Genomic DNA, 792 nt, shown 5'->3' on the forward strand with positions numbered 1-792 from the left:
GATCATGAGTATGACGCCCAAACCGGAAGGACGTATCGGCAGATACCGCATGGACACCTGCCATCCCACATCGAAGGGTTGTGAAACGTTCTTTCTTCATCAAATTAAGACCGGGGTGATGAGTTATCAGTACATCCTCTGAGTATATCTACTCAGAGGCTAATCTTTGATTTTTTTTAAACTGAATGATTAACGTCTGTGAAAAGTATTATTTCTCTCACATACGATATTCAATCATCCCACTCTTTTTGGCAACCCAGTCATACAGTCTTTGTCCACGCAGGTTGGTTTCATGCGTGTGCCAGTATAATCTTGACGCATGGTTTTTTTGGGCTTGCTTTTGAACATACTCGATCAGCTGTTTACCGATATGTTGACCGCGCACTTCTTCGCTAACAAATAGATCTTCGAGATAGCAATAGTTTGATTCTGCCCAGGTTGAACGGTGAAAAACATAATGCACCAGGCCCACAATTTTACCATCATATTTGGCAACTGCACAATAAACTGGTTCGTCTGGCGTCAGAAAACGCTCCCATGTTAATTTCGTTACTTCATCTGAAATTTTAGTACGATAAAATGTTTGGTAGTTTATCCATAAAGGAAGCCAGCTGGAGTAATCTTCTTGTTCTGCAGCTGCAATTGTAATAGTATTTTTGCTATTCATATATTTCTCCTGATATTGTATAAGAATAATGTCTCAGGAGTATGATCCTAGGGGCTTTATAAATTCTGGTAAAGAGACACTTTTTACCTATTGATAGGATCCACTTTTAGCATAAAGGTTAATAC

General features: G+C 39.3%; 1 protein-coding gene. It reads right to left on the reverse strand.

The window, feature by feature from the left end; genetic code table 11:
- Positions 1-217: 217 nt before the first annotated feature.
- Positions 218-667, reverse strand: a complete 450-nt coding sequence (locus KQJ18_RS24260; RefSeq protein WP_038637894.1) for a GNAT family N-acetyltransferase — start codon at positions 665-667, stop codon at positions 218-220.
- Positions 668-792 lie beyond the last annotated feature (125 nt).

The organism is Citrobacter sp. S55_ASV_140 (assembly GCF_018919505.1).
Classification (GTDB): domain Bacteria; phylum Pseudomonadota; class Gammaproteobacteria; order Enterobacterales; family Enterobacteriaceae; genus Citrobacter; species Citrobacter werkmanii.